Below are 20480 nucleotides of genomic sequence, written 5' to 3'. Positions count from 1 at the left end.
AATTTTTAATAAGAAATTATTTATTAAGTTAAAAATAAGTTATCATAAATAGATTGTTTACCATTTTTTTATGGAACCCCCTAACCAATACTTCTTTTTACTATCCGATCATTCCTTTATATTTTTGGAGATATCATATTTTTTCAAAATCATCCATTTAAAATTGATCGAACAATTTTATATTCTCATAATTATTTGTGTTTCTGACACCTGTCATAATAACTCAATTACTCTTTTTTTGAAGAGCTCATAAAACTATAACAATAAACATTTTATAGAGATCGTTTTTATTACCTCCTAATACTATTCTCCCTGCTATTCGGTGAGCTATTCATATTCTCTACGAACTATAAATATTGCATAATTCCATCCACTAAATTATTTGCAGATGAAGGATTGTTACGAACCCATAATTCAGGTTCAATAATTTCTAATTCAGAAAGCATCGGTGCCCCTTTATCATTCCAAACGATATCTACCCTTCCATAGGCCGGTAGAGGATTGCAACTAGTAAAAACCTTTTCTGCTAATTTTATTTCATCTTTAGAAGGTTCATAAGAATGTACGGTTCCACCAAAATCGTCTTGTACTCTAAAATCTCCTGGCTTTGCCTTTTTTAAAATAGCATGCGTATACTTACCATTAAAAACCATTAATGACGCTTCTCCTCTACTCATTATTGTTGGCTGAAATTCTTGGACTAACATATCACGTTCAGCCACTAGTTCTTTAAATAGTGCCTCATACTCTGATATATTCGCTTTTTTAATTTTATAGGTATGAAAAGCACCTCCTGAAATCGCAGGCTTAATCACAATATCTGACCATCCTCTAGATTCACATATACTTGATAATAATTTATGCTTCCCCGTATCAATAAATTCTGTGGCTATAATTTTTACTCCTTTTAAAGACAAATCTTTTAAATAGTGTTTATCTATATTCCATCGAATAAGCTTCAATGGATTGATCAACTTTGTTTGTTGATTAACCTCATCCAACCATTTATTAAATTCTTCGAACCGTTCAAAATAATCCCAAACAGTTCTAAATACAACTGCTTTTGTTTGTGTCCAATCATAATTGGGGTTGTCCCAATATGTCCTAGCTACGGTCAATCCTTTGCTTTCTATAGCGTTACTTAACAAATATGCTTCCTCTAAAATGTTTTGAATATAAGGAGTTAATTCAGTAGGCTTATGATAGCTTCTTTGTGTTAATATTGTAATATCTACCATTCAAAATATATGAAATTCAAGCTACATTAAATAACTTTTCAATTAAACAATAAATTTTTAAGACAAATATATATTAAAACACTAAAAATCAAAACTCAACACTAAATATTTAAATTAGACATGCTCTCTAAAATGATAATCTAAGAGATTCAATTTTCTTTTTACTTGTTTTAGTATTTATTTACTACTAAGCATCATAATAGCAAAACCCCATGGCTATTTATAAATTCTAAAAGAATAATATTATAATAAATTGTTATTGTACTTTCAATAACTGAATCTATTTTTTATGATTAAATAAGTTAAAGTAATTATTTGTAAAAACCTATATATTCATTATCATTAGCGTTAAAAAATCCAATTTTTAGGTAATTCAATTAAAAAAATCGGTTAACATAATTACGTATGATAATGGAAGCAAATGATTAACAATATTATAAAGCTTTTCAATTCAAGAAAGGTGAAATTTTTCATAGATCCAAACATAAAGCTTACTTTGTAATTTACAAATTAACGCAAAAAAGTGATATTTGTTAACTTTTAATTACCTCTCTAATGAATTTGTAAAAGGAATTCTATTAACAATACTGCGTCCAAGTGTTATTTCATCTGCAAACTGTAATTCATCACCTACTGAAATACCTCTAGCTATAGTTGAAGTAACTATATTATACGCTTCTATCTGCTTATAAATATAAAAATTCGTTGTATCTCCTTCTATAGTGGAGCTTAAAGCAAATATTAACTCTTTCACTTCTCCAGATTTAACTTTACCTACCAGCGATTCTATTTGTAAATTCTGCGGACCAACCCCTTCTAAAGGAGATATTTTACCTCCTAAAACATGGTAAAGACCATGAAATTGAGACGTATTTTCGATAGCCATTACATCACGAATATCTTCCACCACACAAATTATTTCAGAATTTCTTTTTGGATTTGCACAAATATCACACAAAATATTATCTGAAATATTATGGCATTTTCTACACGATTTCAACTCGTTTCTCATAGTATTTAACGCTTGCGTTAAATATTTAGTCATCTCTTTTGGTTGCTTTAATAAGTGCAACACCAACCTTAATGCTGTACGCTTTCCTATGCCTGGTAAACGACTTACTTCATTTACGGCATTTTCGAGTATTTTTGACGAAAAATCCATACCGCAAAATTACAATATTATAACTTATATATCTTAACTTAAGGGCTATAATCTAGTCTTCTTTTTAGGCAAACATTATCAAAATAATTACCTTTGATCCGCTTAACAAAAATTAAAATTTTCATTATGAATTTAGAAATAAAAAATATAGAGCCCAAAGCTATATGGAGTCATTTTGCTGATTTAAATGCTGTTCCCCGCCCTTCAAAAAAAGAAGAAAGAGTCATTCAATTTATGGTTGATTTTGGAAACAAATTACGATTAGAAACATTTGTAGATAAAGTTGGAAATGTAATTATTAGAAAACCAGCAACGATTGGTATGGAAAACAGAAAAACCGTTGTATTACAAGGACACCTTGATATGGTTCATCAAAAAAATTCTGATACAAATTTCAATTTTGATACTGAGGGTATCAAAATGATTATTGATGGTGATTGGGTAAAAGCCGATGGTACAACTTTAGGAGCTGATAATGGTTTAGGAGTTGCTGCTATTATGGGAATATTAGCATCAACTGATATTATGCACCCAGCTATTGAAGCTTTATTTACGATAGATGAAGAAACAGGTATGACAGGTGCTATGGGACTTGAAGGAAATATTCTTAAAGGTGACATTCTATTAAATTTAGACACAGAAGAAGATGATGAAATTGGTATGGGATGTGCAGGAGGTGTTGACATAACTGCTACAAGAAAATATAAGGAAGATGAAGTTGGAACCGAATCTATTTCATACGAAATAGCTGTTACTGGTTTAAATGGAGGTCACTCTGGAATGGATATAAATAAAGGTCTCGGTAATGCCAATAAAATAATGAATCGACTATTATTTGATGGATTTACCAATTTCGGGCTACGTATTAGCGAGATTAATGGGGGCAGCTTACGTAATGCCATCCCAAGAGAAAGTTTTGCGAATATAGTGATTGACAAAGCTTCTAAAGAGCCCTTTTTATTTGAATTAAATGATTTAATTAATTCGATACAATTAGAATACAAGAGTATTGAGCCAAATCTTTTGATTACATTAAAAGAAATTCCTTTACCAAAAAAAATCATGGATCTAGGAGTTCAAGAGGAGCTTATTAAAGCTATTTACTCAGCATTAAATGGAGTTTATAGAATGAGTCCAGATATTGAAGGCTTAGTTGAAACTTCAAATAACATAGCAAGAGTCATTGTTAAAGACGGAAACATAATGATTGGTTCGTTAACGCGATCATCTTCAGAAACTAACAAATGGGATTTAGCAAACTCTTTAAGATCTTCCTTTGAATTGGCAGGTTTTAATGTTGAATTTTCCGGGTCTTATCCAGGTTGGCTACCAAACATTAATTCCGAAATTTTAAATACAGTTACAAAATTATACGAAGAGCTTTATAAAGAAAAACCAAATGTAGCTGCATGTCATGCTGGACTAGAATGTGGTATTTTAGGTCAAAACTACCCAAATATGGATATGGTTTCTTTTGGCCCTAACATTAGAGGCGCTCACTCTCCTGATGAAAAGGCCCAAATTTCTTCAACTAAAAAGTTTTGGAATTTTTTAATTGAAATTTTAAAAAATACTCCTAGTAAAAATTAAAATCTAGTTCATGAACAATCATGTCAACACATAAAAAATTCAAATTTATTATAACAACGTACTACAGATTTTAAATTTCAAGGTTATTAAAAAACAAGGACTTAAATCCTTGTTTTTTTTTTACTTTTACTCAATGAATTTTCTGGCACATTTATATCTTTCAAATAACAACAAAGGGTTAATGATAGGCAATTTTATTGCCGACCATGTAAAAGGGAATAAATTCTCTCTTTTCCAAGATAATATTCAGAAAGGAATTTTACTTCATAGGGCTATCGATAGTTACACAGATACTCATGAAATTGTAAGAACCAGTAAACGAAGATTACATGAACGATATGGTCATTATGACGGGGTTATTATCGATATATTTTATGATCATTTCCTAGCAATTAACTGGCGTGATTATTCAGAAATACCTTTGGATATTTTCGTGAACTCAGTATATGATTTACTTCAATCAAATATCAATACACTTCCTCAGAAAACACAAGATATTCTTCCTTCCATGATAAAATATAATTGGCTTTATAATTATCAATTTGCTAAAGGGATAAAAGCAGTACTAAATGGAATGAATAATAGAACAAATGGGAAATCAAACATGAATTTAGCTATTGAAGACTTACTATTGCACTATGATAACTTTAAAAATGATTTTACAATATTCTTCAAAGACCTTAAAAATTTTTCTGAAATTAAAATAATAGAACTTTTGAATAACTAATTTAACTTTAAAACAAATGAAAAAATCACTAATTGTAATACTCAGCCTCTGCTACCTGTTTAGTAATTGTAAAACAAATTACCTAAAAGAGAAAAATACAACTGGTGTAATTGCTAATACCGCGATGGTTGTTTCAGCAAGACAAGAAGCTTCTCAAATAGGAATTACTATTTTAAAAAAAGGTGGTAATGCTTTTGATGCTATGATGGCCACTGAACTTGCCTTGGCGGTAGCGTATCCATACGCAGGTAATATTGGTGGTGGTGGTTTTATGGTATACCGAACACAGACTGGTGAAATCGGGGCGTTAGATTATCGAGAAAAAGCACCTCTTTCTGCTCATAGAGATATGTATTTAGATGAACTAAAAAATATAATTCCAGGTAAAAGCACTAAAGGCGCTTCTGCTGTGGGAGTTCCTGGTACAATTGCTGGTATTTTTGAAGCTCATAAAAAATTAGGTTCACTCCCCATAGAACAAATTATTCAACCAGTAATTGATTTAGCTAAAAAAGGTATTGTTATAACAAAAAAACAAGAGAAAAGATTACAAAAATATCGAGACATTTTTTTAGAGGTTAATAAAGATACATTCTTATTAACACGTCCGTGGAAAGAAGGAGATACTATAAAATATAACGCATTGGCGGAAACATTAACTAAAATTAAGAAGAATGGTAGAGATGAATTTTATAAAGGCGAAACAGCTAAAAAACTAGCTGCATTTTTACAGAAAGAAGGAGGCTATATTACTGAAGAGGATCTTGCCAAATACGAAGCTAAATGGAGAAAACCTATTGTTTTTCCATATGATGATTTAACTATTATTTCAATGTCCCCTCCATCTAGTGGTGGTATATGTTTAGCAGAAATCATGAACGCTATTGAGCCTTTCGATCTTCATGAATACGGGCATAATTCTGCAAAATCAATTCAAGTAATTACAGAAGCAGAAAGAAGGGCTTATGCAGATAGAAGTTATTTTTTGGGAGATCCTGATTTTGTATCTATTCCTACTAAAAAATTAACAAGTAAAGAATATACCTCTGAAAGAATGGGTTCTTTTTCCTTTGAGAAAGCTACTAAATCAAGTGATTTATCACATGGAAATGTAGAAATTGTTGAAAGCAATGAAACTACACATTACTCAATTGTTGATGCATTTGGAAATGCTGTATCCGTAACAACAACACTTAACGGTGCTTATGGAGCTAAATTATTCACATCAGAACTTGGATTTTTCTTAAATAATGAAATGGATGATTTTAGCAGCAAGCCTGGTGAGCCTAATATGTTTGGACTTGTTGGAGCTAAAGCAAATGAAATTGCTCCTGAAAAAAGGATGCTGAGTTCTATGACACCTACTATTGTTGAAAAAAATGATAAATTATGGATGGTTGTTGGAACTCCGGGTGGTTCTACTATCATTACTTCCGTGTTGCAAACCATTTTAAATGTACATGAATATAAAATGGGAATGCAAGAAGCTGTAAGTAAACCTCGTTTTCATCATCAATGGCTTCCTGATGTGATAAAAATGGAACCCAATAGTTTTTCTAATGAGGTAAAATCAATGCTTTCTGAAAAAGGATACAGTATAGATGAAACAAACGCACCTGTAATCGGTAAAGTTGATGCTATTTTAGTACTTCCCAACGGCAAATTAGAAGGAGGAGCAGATCATAGAGGTGACGACACTGCCATTGGTTTTTAAACTTAAAAATAAATGATTCCATAAGGTTCTCTATGATATAGTTACTATTTTTTCTTTACACCAATTGACTAATAAAATTAGAAATAACAAATTTTGCAATGGTTATTCATTACATTTAAAAAAATATAAGTAATGAACAAACATCACGAATTCATGAGCGAAGCAGTTAAAGCTGCAATAATTGGTATAAAAAATAATGAAGGAGGACCTTTTGGATGTATAATTGTTAAAAATGGTGAAATTATCGGGCAAGGAAATAACAAAGTTACATCTACCAATGATCCAACAGCTCATGCGGAAGTTACAGCCATACGAAATGCTTGTAAAAAACTGAACAGTTTCCAATTACATGGTTGTACTATTTACACTTCTTGCGAACCTTGCCCTATGTGTTTAGGAGCAATTTATTGGGCAAGACCTGACAAAGTATACTATGGATGTGGGCAAAAAGATGCCGCTAAAATAGGCTTTGACGATTCTTTTATATACAAACAAATTCCTTTGTCTTACCATGAAAGAAATATTCCATTTGAACAAATAGGAAGAGAAATGGCCCTTATACCTTTTGAAAAATGGATTCATAAAAATGATAAAGTCACTTATTAAAAATTGATACAATTCATTTTTTATCAAAAAAGTTTATACAACAACGAATTACAAGCAGTATTATTTGTAAATAATATTGCTTGTTCTATTTTAATTTGACAGCTTACTTGGCTATGAATTGTTTATACTTTTAAATAAAATAGAGAGCATCGCCTTAACTTATAATAATACTTGATAATGAATATTTAAGAATTCTATTAAAGATACTAGGTTTATAACTTTATGAAATTTTTAAAAGAAAACAAAATTAAACTATCTATGCATTGATAATCCTATTTATTTGAAACGTAAACCCCCTGTATTATTTCGAATTGTAGTAAACTAATCATTAATACCTATCGAACTAAAAAATCAGAGTATAAACTAACCTGAAATGGTTTCGCTGGAAACTTACCATTCAATATTATTGAAAAATCTAATAAACATATTCTTTTTGAAATTCTATATTAAGAAAATACACTTTTAAAATATCTCTTTAAATTTGATTTACAAATAAAATACCTTTGAGTTTAAAATGAGATTGTAGTTACGATACTGATACTATTTTTTCACCAAAGATACTAATTCTACTTCTAATAGTCGTTTAACGACAAAACTTCAATTTTCAAGATCACTATATCGAATTCGACAAAAGAGGGTTTCCTATTATGCATATAAAACCTAAAAATGACTTCAGAAGAATAAAATTAGATTAAAAAAAACCTGTATATCAAATCACTACACAAGGTTTCTATAATTTTTTAAAAAATCAATTTTAAAAAATACGCTTAAAATGTAAGAAACATATGGCTGGTATAATTTTTTACATTCAAAATTGAAAACACCTTGCTTTCTGGACAAAAAGAGAAGGTATTTCTCTCATTTGTTTTGAACCATGGAGTGAAATTACAATCAAAATAATACTAATGGAATTTTTAAAGACAAAGCTGGAATTATAAAACTATATCTAAACCAACTTTATACCAATACATACACTATGCTGTTTTTTTAACTTTTTGATTCTAAAATCAAATTCATTGTTTTTTTACGCTGAATTTTTTGAGTATCCGTCTCCACAAATTTAGAAATTACATAGATTTCTTTTGGTTTTTCGTACCTTCCTAATATCTCTAAGTTATCTATTTTTTTCTTTAAATCTGAAAGATTCATATTCACTTCTTCTCCCTCAATAATAAGAATTAATTTTTGTCCTAAAACCTTATCCGGAATTCCCATTACAAAAAAACGTCTTAGAATTATTTGCACTAATTTTTCTTCAATAACTTCAGGATTCAATTTAATACCTCCAGAATTGATAATATTATCGTACCTCCCTACCCATTCAAAAGAACTGTTTGAATATAATTTTATAATATCATTAGTAACAACTATTTCTTCGGATATTTTAGGAGCATGAATTACCAAACATCCTCTATCGTCTTTCTCAAATGAAATTCCTGTAAGTGCTTCATAACAGGGTTTTTCTGTATTAGAAATAAAACCATTAAGTTTTTTAACTGCCACGTGGGTAACCGTTTCGGTCATTCCATAAGTTGCAAAAACTTCGGTAGAAAAGTTTTGGAGTTGTTTCAGAGTATCATTATTAACAACTCCTCCGCCAACAATTATTTTTTTTAACTTATTTAAGTCTTTTAAGCTTGCTTGCAGCTGCAAAGGAACCATCGCTGCGAAATCATAACTTTTTTTTGTGCTAGCTAAAGGATTCGCTATTGGCTGAACAATATCTATATTCCAACCAAGAACCATTGCCCTAACTAGCATCATTTTACCTGCAATATAATCAACAGACATACATAACAATGCTGTTGTGTTTTCATATAATTGAAAAAATTCTCCAGTTGCTTTTGCAGAGTTTATCATAAACTCCTTCTTTAACTTTATATGCTTCGGCTTACCAGTAGACCCAGAAGTTTTTACAATAATAAATTTATTACTATTAAACCAATCATAAAGAAAATCGTGAACTTTTCCAGAAATATTCTTTGTGAATTTTTGGATATCACTTGATGATGCAAATGATCTACCATTTAGTTTGAAACTTGAATGGAAATACATTAATTATGAATTAGAATCATTTACCATTTGACTCATAGCTTCTTGCCTTGGAAGGTCTATTTTACCAAATAATTTTTCCTTCCAATTTTTCCATTCATATTTTTTCGAAAAGAAAAACAATAGTATTGGATATAAAACAAGTACAGGTAAAAACATTTCTAATCCTACCGAAGGTTCTGATGAGTCAATAAATAAAGCATCTGTCTGAAATACAGTCCAATCGGTGGTTACATAAAATGCAGCTACGATATTGTTAATTGCATGTAATCCTAATGCTAATTCCATTCCTTCATCCAGTAAAGTAACAACGCCAAACAACAAGCCTGTCCCGATATAAAAAACCATCGTAATAGGGCCTAACTTAGCAACTTCTGGGTTCGCCCCATGAAGAAGACCAAAAATTACTGAGGTCATAATTAAAGGAAACCATCTATTTTTTACCAGTATTCCAAGTCCTTGCATTAAATATCCTCTAAACAGCAGTTCTTCAAAAGAAGTCTGAATTGGTAAAAATAAAAATGAAATTAATACTAACACTAAAAATGACAACGGTTTAAAATTCCATGTGTAGTGCTCTGGCTCTATCATGATTCCAATAGTTACAACAAAAAAAGAAATAAGTCCCCAGCTAATAAAACTAAACCAAAATCGTTTCCAATCAATACGATTTCTACTTGTAATGACCGTTTTAAAAGGTCTTTTGTGAAGAAATTTAACTCCTAACATTAAAAATAATAATCCAAAAGCAAACATTAGAATAATTAGAAATAGGTAAAGATTACTATTAATACCCAATCCTGTAAAATTGCTTTGCGCAGCAGCGTGAAATTCATTTATATCTTCCGCATGTCCAAATGCAGTGATCAGTAAAGGAATTACTCCTAAGAACTGCCAACCAAAACCAACAACAAATAACGTCATTAAATAAATGAACCATTCGTTTCTTCCTTTATAAGCTTGCTGTATAAAATTCATAATTTAAAAATTAAAGCTCCATTTTTTATCTTTATTATAATGCAACCCTCCTTGAATGACTTCTAAAGGGGAGTCGAAATTATTTGTAAATAAGCCTCCAGTTCCCAACCCTTGAGGTAAAGGATTACCCATAGAATGAGTCCATTGTGCTATTGCATTTAAACCTACATTACTTTCAAGAGCGCTTGTTACCCAGTTTCCAATTTTATAATTAGACGCAACTTTTATCCATTCGTTACTTCCTTTTATCCCTCCAATTAAACTTGGTTTTAAAATTATAAATTGTGGTTTGATTGTTTCAATACACTTTCTCTTCTCCTCTAAAGAAAATATTCCTATTAACTCCTCATCTAAGGCAATTGGTAAAGGTGTTTTACTACAAAGCACTGCCATTTCTTGCCATTGCCCCTGTTTTATTGGTTGTTCAATAGAATGCAACTCAAGATCCGATAATTTTTTTAATTTTTCTAGTGCATTTTGAGAAGAAAAAGCGCCATTTGCATCTACTCTTAACTCTATTTCTTCTTTTGAAAACTCACTCCTTATTGATTTTAGAAGTGAAATTTCTGTATCAAAATCAATCGCTCCAATTTTCATTTTTATAGTAGTAAAGCCTTCCTTTAATTTATTTTTAATCTGCTTTTGCATAAAAGCTTTATCTCCCATCCAAATAAGTCCATTAATAGCTATATTTTTTTTGGATTCTGTAAATTTTGATGGAAACAATAAATATGGATTCTTACTATTCAGCGATAAAAAGGCTTGTTCTAGGCCAAATTGAATAGAAGGAAACTCTATAGTTGCCTCTAACAACTTCTCAATACCTAGATTTATATGCTCACAAACCCATTTTATCTTGGTCTGATAGTCAAGCCTATCATCTATACTCAATCCCCTGAACAAACCACACTCACCTATTCCTTTCTTTCCCTCCTTCTCCAAAAGGATAAACCATGTTTCTTTGGTTTTCAAAATTCCTCTAGAAGTTCCGCTGGCTTGTTTAAATTCTAATATATATTTTCTGCAATCTGCTTTAATCATTTTCTCTTTCTACAAGTTTTTTAAAATTATTCAAATACTCTTGATCCTGTTTTGATAATTTACTACTAACCAATGGTAACATACAACCTAAAATAAAACTCTCACTTTTAATATTAGTCTTCAAAATTAAAGTAGTAACTTCATTTGATGCTGCTTCAAACAGATAATCATCTGTTTTGTACATTCCGCCTCCTTTGAAGAATAACTTAATTCTTTCATTTTGAATAAACTCTAAAACTCGCTCTTCTAAAATAATTTTACTTCCATTATTATTAACCTCAATTTCGTAGAAACTTCCTTTTTCTGACTCTGTCTGAGTTATAGGTTTTATAGATGTTATATCTGGTATCCAATCCATCAGTTTCGAATCATCATTGAATATTTTAAAAACTTCAGATAGTGGTTTTTTTATAACTATCTTAGATGTATAATTTATCTCTTGAAAAATAACTCCGAGAGCAAAAAACACTAATGATAAAACTATAATAATTCCTAAAATAACCTTTACGTACCTCATTTTTATCTTGTCTGCGCTTCTTTTCTTTGTCATGATAAGATACTTTTAAAGGCTTATACTATCCCCTATTTCTAATAAAAGAAGTTCTTTTTCTTTACTAGAAAACTGTTGTTTTGCTTTTTTTTCATCAATTTCTATTGGTGGAAAAGTATTGTAATGACATCCTATTACTTTATTACATTCAAGAAAATCACTAGCTATAATGGCGTCATCAACCCCCATCGTAAAAGTATCTCCTATTGGAAGAATTGAGGCTTGCAGACTTGTAGTCATTGGGATTAACTTCATATCCATTGTTAAAGCTGTATCTCCCGCTATATAAATAGATTTATTTTCTCCTGTAATTACAAACCCTCCTGGTTGCCCTCCATAAGTTCCATCAGGAAATGATGAGGTATGTACAGCATTTACATATTTTACAGAAAAATTTTCTGTATGATAAGTACCTCCATGATTCAAAGGATATCCTTTGATACCTTTTTCACCAAAATACATTACTATTTCAAAATTCGAAACTAGCAATGCGCCTGTCTTTTCTGCCAGTAATTCAACATCCAGAATATGATCCTGATGTGCATGTGTAACTAAAATATAATCTGCTTTAATGCTATTTAAATCTATATTAGATGCTTTTGAATTTCCCGTTATAAACGGATCAACGAGAATATTGATGCCGTTAACTTTTATTCCAAAACAAGCATGTCCGTAAAATATAATGTCCATTTAATTAACTGTATTTAAATATGTTTTATAAAAATAATCCTACTGAAAAGAGTATCGCGAAAAGAAAAGTACTCAAAGCTACTTTCTTTAATTCTCCATCTAATTTTGCTTCTTCTTTATTTTTCATTACGAATAATACATGTTTTATTAGTGGAACATATGCTACCATAAATAAAAATTGATAAGGGGAGCGATATTGCAAAACTGAGTATAGAAATGTGAATAAAAATGAAGAAGCAATTAAGTAATAATGATAATATTTTGCAAACTCAGAACCTATTTTTACAACTAAGGTATTTTTTCCTGAATTTTTATCCGATACTCTATCGCGCATATTATTTAAGTTTAAAACAGCTGTACTTAACAATCCAATTGTGAAAGCAGGAAAAAAAACAATATATGTTAATTGTTTAACATATAAAAAATAAGTACCAACTACTGCCAACAAACCAAAAAACAGAAAAACAAACAAGTCTCCAAATCCGCTGTATCCATAAGAAAATTCACCTATTGTATACTTTATAGCTGCAACTATTGATATCAATCCTAAAATAAGGAATAGCATAGAATAACCAAAATTTTCTTCGCCAAAAGCCTCATAGATTAATAAAATGGCTGTAACTATACTAATAATAGAGGTTACTACTATAGCTCGTTTCATTTGATTAGGAGAAATAGCCCCTGAAGAGACCATTCGAGCTTCTCCTTTTCTATTATCATCTGTACCTTTTATTCCATCTCCATAATCATTAGCGAAATTAGACAATACTTGAAAACCAATAGTTGTTAATGTAGCCAACCAAAAAATAGAGGATTGTAATAAATTGGTATTTGGTGTGGTTGTTTGTAAATTTTCTATTACAGAGCTTTTTAATACTTCAGTAAAACCTATAGAAGCTCCAACAATTATGCCAGAAACAGATAATGGTAAAGTTCGTAAGCGTGCCGCTTTTATATAATTTCTCATTTGTTTGCTAAAATTATAATAAATCTATAGTCAAAAAACATAATAAATGCATACCACATACACTATTAATCAAGACACATAGATCATTTAACTTTTATAAAACATCAAAGATACTTATTTGACATTAAAATACAGTTATGATACTTATTCTCATTATTTAAATACATAATACTTCAATCGCTTTACCAAATATTAATATCTAAAAGGTCCAATTAATAAAAAAGAGGAAACAAATTTAATTTGCCTCCCCTTTTTTAAATTAATTAAAAAATAAATTTGTTAAAACTTGAATGTTAGCCCTGCCCTAAATGAGGTTCCATTAAAGCCAAATTGACTTATTTCAAATGGATATCTAAAACGTCCTCCAACATTTGTTTTTGGATCCCCTTTAGGATCAATTTCATCTGGATAGATATTGAATAAATTATTCACTTGTGCTCTGAAAGCTACCATTGTAGATAGATCATAACCAATTGATAAATCTGTAATTACTTTACCTGTAAATGTTTGATCTTTTGTCCTTGCAAAAGGATGTTGCCAAGTAATCTCTCCAAAATAAGTATTATTTAAATTTGCTGAAAAACTGCCAATTCTATAATCTCCTCCAAATAAAAATTTCATATTTGGTCTAGCACTTGTAGTTTTAGATTGCTCCTTTCTATTAAAAATTTCATTCTTATAACCACTTAGTTTATTTGGAGTTTCTACTTCTCCATCTAATTTAGTTTTATTAACGTTAAGAGCTAAATTAACCCCTAATTTACCTGAAGCAAAATCAATATTCTTATAACGCATGGTATAATCAAGACCGTGCGTAATTGTATTTAATGCATTGATAAAAAATTTAATACTTTGTACATTATTATCATCTAAAATTTTCTCAATTACTGGGTTTGCAACACCATTATCATCAAAATCATCTATCTCTCCAGAAAATAACACTCGATCATTCACTTTTACATTGTAATAATCTAATGAGATTGTAAAATCTCTTGATGCTTTTACCGTTAATCCGGCAGAAATATTCTCCGAAGTTTCAGCAAATAAAGACGCAACTCCCAAGTCTTGAATTACATCACTTTCGTTATTAAAGGTACCTTGACTCGACACTGAACTACCTGAGACAATTGCTTGTATATTACTCAAGTAAACTTGATGTAAAGAAGGAGCTCTAAAGCCGGTACTATAAGCTCCTCTAAGAACTCCAGCTTCTCCAATTTTATATCTTGAATTAATTTTCCAAGAAGTATTTCCTCCAAAATCAGAGTAGTTTTCATGACGTACTGCCCCACCTATTAAAAATGTATCAGAAATATCCCAATCCAATGTTCCATATAATCCTATGTTGGTTCTAGTCTCATTCAACGCATTACTTGGTTGTAGACCTGGAAAAGATAAAGCTCCTTTACCTACATAAGATTCTATTTGACCTTCAGTTACTTTGAATCGTTCTTGTCTAGCCTCAATACCGAATGCCATACTTAACTCTCCAAAGGTTCTGTTAATATCAAAATTACCAATAAAATTACTAAAAGAATAGGCCCCTGCATTAAACTTAGTAGGACTACTTGATTTTAAGGTAGGATTTATCGTATTATTAACAGTGTAATCGACTTTATTACTACCAAAAGTGGCACTTAAATCTGCATTAAAACCAGCAATTAAAAATTCACTACCAGCAGTTAATAAAATATCCTTAATATCTGTTTCAAAAGTTGGTTGAAAGCCTTGATAAAAGCCGTCACCATTAAAAAGCGCATTATCTTGTGGTGAATTTTGACCAGGTATTTCAGGCCAGTATGGCGCTCTGTAAATCATAAAACTTTTTCCTTTTCTTAAATTAAACCCTCCAAAAGCATATATTTTTGAATTATCATTTAACGGAAATTCTGAGTTTAAATAAATATCTCCTTTTGTCATTTCTGGCAAACCTATAGTCATTCCTAAATCTGGGTTTGCTTTTAACCAATCTGTGTTACCATAGAGAATGTCTGCTCCGGTGGCCAAAACACCATCCGTTGCAAAATATCCATCAGCAGCTTCAATCGGATATTCTCCGTCAACATATCGTAAGCCATATAAACTGTCTCTTCCTGGTGTTCCTGCTCTATTTGTAGAATCCTGATGTCCAACCCCTAAAGTAGCATTTATAAAAGATCCGTTAGCAAAACTCAGTGTATGGTTTACATCTACATCTGCATTAAATCCATCTCCTCGAGAGGTAATTCCAGAGTTTATATTAACTTTTGATGTGTTTATACTTTTTTTAAGAATAATATTTACCACACCTGCAACGGCATCTGATCCATATTGAGCAGAAGCCCCATCTCTTAAAATTTCTATTCTCTCAATGGCTGCTGTAGGAATACTTTTCATATCTGTTCCTACTTCACCTTTTCCAGCTGTATCATTTACATAAACTAAGGCACTCTGATTTTTTCTTTTTCCATTTATAAGAACCAAAGTTCTACTTGGTCCTAAGCCCCTTAAATCAGCTGGATCAAAGTGAGATGTTGCATCAGAAACAGCGTGATTTGTTGAATTATAAGAGGGAGAAGTATAAGTTAACATTTGATCAATACTTGACTTACCCGTCATCTGTAATTCATGACTTGCAATATTATCAATAGGCACAGGAGAATCTAGAATAGTCCTTGGCTTCGATCTGTTACCTGTTATCACTATCTTATCGAGAATACCTTTATCTTCCTCTAAAATAATTCGTATGTCTGATATTTTTGATACTGTTTTTTCTTCAGTTTTATAACCAACTGAACTAAAAACCAACACTGTCGGTAATTTGGAAACATTTAAGGTAAATTTTCCATTTTCATCTGTTTCAGTGCCGTTAAAAGTTCCTTTTACGATTACATCCGCGAAAGGAAATCCGTTACCATCTATATCTTCAACTTTCCCTTTAATTGTTTGGGAGATAATGGATGTTGAATAACAGAATAAAAACAATGCAAACCATTGCTTAAGTTTTAATTGATTGTTCATTTGTGTAATTATTATTTGATCTAAATACTTTTTCAATATTCACCTGTGCCAATAAAATAAATTTTACGGGAGATTATTTTTAGCGACTAACTAAAACACATTTATTTAATTAGGACGATGAAATTTTTTAATTGGAATTTTAAATAATCATGAGCCTTAATCTTAAATAATTTAATATTAAAAGCAAGAATTATTTAGTAAATATGAAGCCTAAAATAATCATTGAAACCATAATATTTTACTGGTAACAATACTCATAATTTTAGGTCGGGAAACCATCTATAGCCAAGACAAATTAACAAATATTCAATTAAGACAACAAATTTTTAATGGCTCTTTATGCAAATAAAAAGTAATAAAAACAGCATCTCTTTTTAACAAATTGTTAATCAATAAAAAAGAAATTACAATAAAAAAAATTATTTATTTTATTAGAGATATTTATTCAAAATAAAATTAAAATTAGAGTTTTTTATTGTCAATTTCACCCCTAAAATAAATCTAATTACGCAAATTTTTTGGAGAAAGAATCTATATTGTATGAATACTATATATTGATTTTTTTTGATATTGTTTCCTTTTAAAACTCCAATCAACAGAATTTATTAGCGATTAACTATTACTGGCATTTGCTAAGGAATAAAATGATATAGTTGTATTAAATAAATAAATTTAAACGTATACTAAGTTGACTAAATAAAATCTTTTTATCTCGTATTAAACGTTAGAAGAATGATTTTCGAATAACTATTATAGCTTAGGTTCTTTTTAATTAAAAAAATTCCTTGAGCAATAAAAAAGACAGTAGTTTGATCAAACTACTGTCTTTTTCTAATAATTAAATTATCTTTAATCTTTATAGATTATTTGCTTCAGCAATTAATTCTGCAATATCCTTTACTTGAATTTGTTCTTCTTTTTCTTTGAACTTAACCCCGTCAGTCATCATCGTATTACAATAGGGACAGCCAGTAGCTATAATTTGCGGATTAGTTTCAAGTGCGTCTTCGGTTCTTAAAATATTAATGTCTTTACTCCCTTTTTCTGGTTCTTTAAACATTTGAGCTCCTCCTGCTCCACAACATAAAGCAGTAGATTTATTCCGTTTCATTTCTGTCATCTTAACACCTAAACGCTTTATTAGTTCTCTTGGTGTTTCATAAACCTCATTAGCTCTACCTAAATAACAGGGATCATGATAAGTTAATCTTTTGCTCTTCAGTACTTGATTTTTGACAGACAACCTTCCTTCACTAATTAGTTTACTAATATATTGTGTGTGGTGAAATACCTTATACTTACCACCTAGACCAGGATACTCATTTTTAAAAGTATTAAATGAATGGGGATCACATGTAACAATAGTTTTAACACCGTAGGCATTTAATATTTCAATATTTGCCATCGCTTGCATCTGAAATAGAAACTCATTTCCAGCTCTTTTAGCCGCATCTCCCGTTGAGCTTTCTTCAGTACCTAATACTGCAAAATCAACATTTGCCTCATTTAAAATTTTAACAAAGGCTTTTGTAATTTTTTTTGCCCTATCATCATAACTCCCTGCTGCTCCGACCCAAAACAAGACCTCTGGTTGCTTATCTTGTGCCATCATGTCTGCCATTGTTGGTACGTTCATAATTCTTTAACGTTTAATTATTGATATATTCCTTAATTGATCTATTTTTACTTTATCAAATTTAGAATGATTACTCATCTTTCCAATTCAATCTATCCATTTGACTATATTGCCAAGGAGCTCCATTGTTTTCAATGTTGGTCATCATCATATTCAGTTCTTGTGGTGCCGCTGATTCTTCCATTACTAAATAACGCCTCATTTCCATAATTATAGACAAAGGGTCTATTCCTATTGGACATTCCTGAACACATGCGTTACAACTTGTACAAGCCCATAATTCCTCTCTTGTGATGTAATCATCTAATAATTGTTTCCCATCTGGTTTGAATTCCCCACCATTAAGATCTATGTTGTTACCAACTTCTTCTAGACGATCTCGAGTTTTCATCATAATCGCGCGAGGTGACAATTCTTTACCTGTTAAATTAGCTGGACAGGAAGAAGTACAACGCCCACACTCTGTACACGTATATGAATTCATTAACTGGACCCAGTTTAAATCAGTCACTTCTGAGGCACCAAACTTTTCCGGATCTCCTTCTTCCCCACTATCCTCGGGCATCGCATAAGGATCTGCATCAGGATCCATCATCATTTTAACCTCTTTTGTAACTGAATCTACGTTTGTTAGTTGTCCTTTAGGATTTAAACTTGCATAAAAAGTATTTGGAAAAGCAAGTAAAATATGTAAATGCTTTGAGTAGTATAAATAATTTAAAAAAATAAGTATTCCTACAATGTGTACCCACCAAGTTGCCTTTTCGATAACATGTAATTGATCAGAAGAAAAATCCTGAAATAAAGGAGCCAAAAATTGAGAGATTACGTTACCTGCACCTGTCTGTTGAAAAGTTACATCGGTAGCATTCATAACTAAGAACAATGACATTAAAACTATTTCGAAATATAAAATAATATTTCCGTCATTTTTGGGCCATCCTTTCATTTCTTTATTCCAAAAACGTTTCACCTTTTCTATATTTCTTCGAAACCAGAATATGATTACTGCAACTAGAACAAGCACTGCTAATATTTCAAAAGTCCCTATTAAAAAACCGTAAATACTATTTCCAAGTGGTTTTTGAAATACCCTGTGAGTACCAAATAAACCATCAATAATAATTTCAAGTATTTCTATATTAATTATGACAAAACCAGCATAAACAACAATATGTAATATTCCTGACACAGGGCGTCTTACCATTTTATATTGACCTAAAGCTATTTTGGCCATATTTTTCCATCGTTCAGGCTTCCTATCATTTCTGTCTACATCTTTCCCTAGCTTTATATTCCTTATAAGCTTTCGAACATTCATTACAAAATATCCTATTCCTACAACTAGAGTAATTGCAAAAAATATATTTGACACGTAATTTTCCATTTGTTTTTTATTATTATTTGTGGTAATTCAAATTGTACGATTAAATTAAAAATAAAGCAGTATATTCATCAAGAGATTTTATAGGATAAAAATAATCTCCTAAAATCTTAAGATTTTATAATTGATTAGTTTTGTTAATTTATACATAGTTTTGGTTTATACTAAACTATTAGTTTGTTTTTATACCTTTACTATTGTTTGTATATGGCTCAGTTTTTTTTCCAAACAATGAAAAGTGTACAAATCGCTTTGGGTTTAATTTTATTTCTCTCAAAAGCTCTTCCAGTTCTTTTGACGCATGTGTTAAATTCATATACATTGTTTCGTCCTTCATCAGCTTACCCAATGTCCCCTTTCCTTGTTTTAAATCTGTTAAAACAACATTAACATTTGTTAGAGTTGTTTCTAGTTTTTTAACTGTTTTACTTAAATTAGAATTCGCTAGATTCTCAGAAATTTTTGAAAAATTTTCTGTTATTTTTTTTGCATTCTTAGCTGATGATTCAATATTTTCCTTACTATTTTTTATCACTGAGTTTAATAATGTTAAACTATTTTTTGTATCGAGTGTAATTTTCTCAAAATTCAGAATAGATCTATTTAAACTCTCTCTTGACTTCATATCTAGTATTTGGTTGAATCCTGTAACCAAAGAATCAACCCCTTCCATTGTATGTGCGATCTTTGGTGTTAATTTATCATTCAATGAAGACAGAAGGTCTTTTTCAACTTTACCCTGCAAATAGTCTCCTGAGACAGCCTCTTCTCCTGAATAATCCGGTATTATTGATAAATTTTGTCCTCCCATTAGACCAGCTGAATATATTTTTGCAGTACTGTTTTTACCAAACCTAAATTTATTTTCAATGGTAAATCGAACAATTAGTTGACCTCTTTTTTCTTGACTGTTATTAATCGTTATTTTTGAAATTTTACCTACTTTCAGACCATTAATAGTAACGATACTAGCTTCATTTAAACCACTTATGTTATCAAACTCTACATAAAAATATCTTGATCCAGGATTGAATATATTTTGACCTTTAAGAAAATTATACCCCCATATAAATAGAGCGATTATAATTACTGAAACTATTCCTGTTTTTAATTCTTTAGACATGCAAATTGATTCTTATAGCGAA

16 protein-coding genes are annotated in these 20480 nt (G+C 30.4%); 4 read left to right on the top strand and 12 right to left on the bottom strand.

Annotated elements, in window-relative coordinates:
• Positions 1-347: 347 nt before the first annotated feature.
• Both ACSIGE_RS14435 and recR read right to left on the bottom strand, forming a co-directional pair.
• The gene (locus ACSIGE_RS14435; RefSeq protein ID WP_440880580.1) at positions 348-1238 is read right to left on the bottom strand and encodes an ATP-grasp domain-containing protein; all 891 of its coding nucleotides are present in this window, start codon (positions 1236-1238) and stop codon (positions 348-350) included.
• Between the two features lie 544 nt (positions 1239-1782).
• Positions 1783-2400 carry a recombination mediator RecR gene (gene recR, locus ACSIGE_RS14430; protein ID WP_440880579.1) on the bottom strand — a complete coding sequence of 206 codons (618 nt, stop codon included), beginning with the start codon at positions 2398-2400 and terminating at the stop codon, positions 1783-1785.
• 126 nt (positions 2401-2526) lie between these two features.
• Between recR and ACSIGE_RS14425 the strand changes: the two genes are divergently transcribed.
• From ACSIGE_RS14425 to ACSIGE_RS14410, 4 genes are all read left to right on the top strand, one after another.
• Positions 2527-3990: an aminoacyl-histidine dipeptidase gene (locus ACSIGE_RS14425; protein ID WP_440880578.1), complete on the top strand. Its 1464-nt coding sequence runs from the start codon at positions 2527-2529 to the stop codon at positions 3988-3990.
• A gap of 133 nt (positions 3991-4123) precedes the next feature.
• The gene (locus tag ACSIGE_RS14420) at positions 4124-4717 is read left to right on the top strand and encodes an ACP phosphodiesterase (RefSeq protein WP_440880577.1); all 594 of its coding nucleotides are present in this window, start codon (positions 4124-4126) and stop codon (positions 4715-4717) included.
• A gap of 16 nt (positions 4718-4733) precedes the next feature.
• Positions 4734-6431: a gamma-glutamyltransferase gene (gene ggt, locus ACSIGE_RS14415; RefSeq protein ID WP_440880576.1), complete on the top strand. Its 1698-nt coding sequence runs from the start codon at positions 4734-4736 to the stop codon at positions 6429-6431.
• A gap of 132 nt (positions 6432-6563) precedes the next feature.
• Positions 6564-7037: a nucleoside deaminase gene (locus tag ACSIGE_RS14410; protein ID WP_440880575.1), complete on the top strand. Its 474-nt coding sequence runs from the start codon at positions 6564-6566 to the stop codon at positions 7035-7037.
• A gap of 987 nt (positions 7038-8024) precedes the next feature.
• On the opposite strand, the gene ACSIGE_RS14405 is transcribed toward ACSIGE_RS14410, so the two are convergent.
• The 10 genes from ACSIGE_RS14405 to ACSIGE_RS14360 all read right to left on the bottom strand — a co-directional run bounded on the left by ACSIGE_RS14405 (position 8025) and on the right by ACSIGE_RS14360 (position 20458).
• Positions 8025-9092 (bottom strand): AMP-binding protein, encoded by a 1068-nt coding sequence (locus tag ACSIGE_RS14405; protein ID WP_440880574.1) that lies wholly within the window; start codon positions 9090-9092, stop codon positions 8025-8027.
• A 3-nt stretch (positions 9093-9095) separates the two neighbouring features.
• Positions 9096-10067: a lysostaphin resistance A-like protein gene (locus ACSIGE_RS14400; RefSeq protein ID WP_440880573.1), complete on the bottom strand. Its 972-nt coding sequence runs from the start codon at positions 10065-10067 to the stop codon at positions 9096-9098.
• Positions 10068-10070: 3 nt separating this feature from the next.
• A complete protein-coding gene (locus tag ACSIGE_RS14395) occupies positions 10071-11108 on the bottom strand; it encodes an o-succinylbenzoate synthase (protein WP_440880572.1) in 1038 nt (345 codons plus the stop codon).
• Entirely contained in the window at positions 11101-11658 is a 558-nt protein-coding gene (locus ACSIGE_RS14390) for an SRPBCC family protein (RefSeq protein ID WP_440880571.1), read from the bottom strand. Before ACSIGE_RS14390 ends, ACSIGE_RS14395 begins: the two co-directional genes overlap by 8 nt.
• 12 nt (positions 11659-11670) lie before the next feature.
• On the bottom strand, positions 11671-12348 hold the full coding sequence (locus ACSIGE_RS14385; protein WP_440880570.1) for a metal-dependent hydrolase: 678 nt from the start codon (positions 12346-12348) through the stop codon (positions 11671-11673).
• Positions 12349-12373: 25 nt separating this feature from the next.
• Positions 12374-13315 carry a 1,4-dihydroxy-2-naphthoate octaprenyltransferase gene (gene menA / locus ACSIGE_RS14380; protein ID WP_440880569.1) on the bottom strand — a complete coding sequence of 314 codons (942 nt, stop codon included), beginning with the start codon at positions 13313-13315 and terminating at the stop codon, positions 12374-12376.
• Positions 13316-13594: 279 nt separating this feature from the next.
• A complete protein-coding gene (locus tag ACSIGE_RS14375) occupies positions 13595-16315 on the bottom strand; it encodes a TonB-dependent receptor (RefSeq protein ID WP_440880568.1) in 2721 nt (906 codons plus the stop codon).
• A gap of 856 nt (positions 16316-17171) precedes the next feature.
• Positions 17172-17951, bottom strand: coding sequence for a (Fe-S)-binding protein (locus ACSIGE_RS14370; protein ID WP_440880567.1), 780 nt, complete (start codon positions 17949-17951; stop codon positions 17172-17174).
• 70 nt (positions 17952-18021) lie between these two features.
• A complete protein-coding gene (locus tag ACSIGE_RS14365) occupies positions 18022-19338 on the bottom strand; it encodes a 4Fe-4S dicluster domain-containing protein (RefSeq protein ID WP_440880566.1) in 1317 nt (438 codons plus the stop codon).
• Between the two features lie 169 nt (positions 19339-19507).
• Positions 19508-20458 carry an MlaD family protein gene (locus tag ACSIGE_RS14360; RefSeq protein ID WP_440880565.1) on the bottom strand — a complete coding sequence of 317 codons (951 nt, stop codon included), beginning with the start codon at positions 20456-20458 and terminating at the stop codon, positions 19508-19510.
• Positions 20459-20480 lie beyond the last annotated feature (22 nt).

Origin of the sequence: Tenacibaculum profundi (assembly GCF_052050075.1) — a bacterium.
In the GTDB taxonomy this organism is placed as follows: Bacteria; Bacteroidota; Bacteroidia; order Flavobacteriales; family Flavobacteriaceae; genus Polaribacter.
Note: the sequence above shows the minus strand (reverse complement) of the source record. Positions and strands in the feature narration are given on the sequence as shown.

Coding starts and splice junctions, on each gene's coding strand:
- ACSIGE_RS14435 (WP_440880580.1), bottom strand. CDS start 1,238: ATGGTAGATATTACAATATTAACACAAAGAAGCTATCATAAGCCTACT.
- recR (WP_440880579.1), bottom strand. CDS start 2,400: ATGGATTTTTCGTCAAAAATACTCGAAAATGCCGTAAATGAAGTAAGT.
- ACSIGE_RS14425 (WP_440880578.1), top strand. CDS start 2,527: ATGAATTTAGAAATAAAAAATATAGAGCCCAAAGCTATATGGAGTCAT.
- ACSIGE_RS14420 (WP_440880577.1), top strand. CDS start 4,124: ATGAATTTTCTGGCACATTTATATCTTTCAAATAACAACAAAGGGTTA.
- ggt (WP_440880576.1), top strand. CDS start 4,734: ATGAAAAAATCACTAATTGTAATACTCAGCCTCTGCTACCTGTTTAGT.
- ACSIGE_RS14410 (WP_440880575.1), top strand. CDS start 6,564: ATGAACAAACATCACGAATTCATGAGCGAAGCAGTTAAAGCTGCAATA.
- ACSIGE_RS14405 (WP_440880574.1), bottom strand. CDS start 9,092: ATGTATTTCCATTCAAGTTTCAAACTAAATGGTAGATCATTTGCATCA.
- ACSIGE_RS14400 (WP_440880573.1), bottom strand. CDS start 10,067: ATGAATTTTATACAGCAAGCTTATAAAGGAAGAAACGAATGGTTCATT.
- ACSIGE_RS14395 (WP_440880572.1), bottom strand. CDS start 11,108: ATGATTAAAGCAGATTGCAGAAAATATATATTAGAATTTAAACAAGCC.
- ACSIGE_RS14390 (WP_440880571.1), bottom strand. CDS start 11,658: ATGACAAAGAAAAGAAGCGCAGACAAGATAAAAATGAGGTACGTAAAG.
- ACSIGE_RS14385 (WP_440880570.1), bottom strand. CDS start 12,348: ATGGACATTATATTTTACGGACATGCTTGTTTTGGAATAAAAGTTAAC.
- menA (WP_440880569.1), bottom strand. CDS start 13,315: ATGAGAAATTATATAAAAGCGGCACGCTTACGAACTTTACCATTATCT.
- ACSIGE_RS14375 (WP_440880568.1), bottom strand. CDS start 16,315: ATGAACAATCAATTAAAACTTAAGCAATGGTTTGCATTGTTTTTATTC.
- ACSIGE_RS14370 (WP_440880567.1), bottom strand. CDS start 17,951: ATGAACGTACCAACAATGGCAGACATGATGGCACAAGATAAGCAACCA.
- ACSIGE_RS14365 (WP_440880566.1), bottom strand. CDS start 19,338: ATGGAAAATTACGTGTCAAATATATTTTTTGCAATTACTCTAGTTGTA.
- ACSIGE_RS14360 (WP_440880565.1), bottom strand. CDS start 20,458: ATGTCTAAAGAATTAAAAACAGGAATAGTTTCAGTAATTATAATCGCT.